The sequence below is a fragment of the Komagataeibacter intermedius TF2 genome (genome assembly GCF_000964425.1).
GTDB classification, from domain to species: Bacteria; Pseudomonadota; Alphaproteobacteria; order Acetobacterales; family Acetobacteraceae; genus Komagataeibacter; species Komagataeibacter intermedius.
On the sequence record NZ_BANF01000422.1, the window covers coordinates 1 to 1,098 of the forward strand.

General features: G+C 54.9%; 1 pseudogene. It reads right to left on the bottom strand.

From position 1 onward, the window contains the following. Window positions 1–48 precede the first annotated feature (48 nt). Window positions 49–820: pseudogene (locus B7449_RS17865) on the bottom strand (IS5 family transposase). Window positions 821–1,098: the final 278 nt, after the last annotated feature.

Genomic DNA, 1,098 nt, shown 5'->3' on the forward strand with positions numbered 1-1,098 from the left:
GGCGTTATCAGCCGCAAAATGCCCAACCCGACAGGCTGCTAGGGCCTGTTAGATCTTGATGTAGTCTGCTGTGGCAGCGATGAGAATGACGGAGAGGAAGGATGAGGCTGTCTTCTCGTATCGGGTTGCGACAGCCCGCCATTCCTTGAGCCTTGCCCACAGGTTTTCGAGCAGATGCCTGTAAGCCCATTTGGGACAGGCGACTGGAGGATCATTTTTCCGTGGCGGGATGACAGGACGCCTCCCCTGTTCCATAGATACTCACGGAATTTGTGCGAGGCATACCCACGATCACAGACGACATGGATTGGTGGGTGCGGCAGGTCATCGAGCAGGCCATAGGCGCACGGCAGTTCATGTGCCTGACCGGGCGAAAGCGTGAAAGACAATGCCCTGCCATGACCATCTGCTGCTCCGCAGACCTTGGTACCAAATCCTCCACGTGAGCGGCCACGCGCTTCACAATCTTTTCGGTGTTTTCTGTGCCCCCCTTTTTGACGGCCCCGGCCGCCTTGTGATGGGCATAGATCGTCGTGCCATCGAGAAAGACCATACTCAAGGCTGGATCTCTATCTCTGACCTTTTTAAAGAAATGCTGCCAGACGCCGAACTTTGCCCACCGGATGAACAGTTGCGCCGCAATCCACCAGGGGCCAAATTCAGGTGGTAGCGCACGCCATTTCGCACCGTTCTGATGCTGCTAGAAAATCGCGGATATCGTCCGACGAAGGTTCTTCGGCGGGGTCTTTCCCTTCGGACGGACTTCCTCAATCAGAGGCTCCCAGACGGACCATGCGGTATCGGAAAAAACAGACTGCATCATGCTCATCATAAACAGCCATGCAGTCCGTTCCGTCATTCAAGGCCTAACATGCTCTAGCTTATCTGTCGCATCAAGCCGCAGGGAATGAGGAAACATGTCTGGCTCAAACTGTACCTGTAATCCGTCTTGCACCAGGTCATCGTCAGAATCGTCACGTGCCCCCAACGTGATCAGGATGTCGGTTTACGGACGATCAGCAGAGTCGTCTTCTACAGGTCAATCTTCCCAGCAATGAGGCGATCGTTCGTCGGGGCACCCATGTCTACCTGACACAA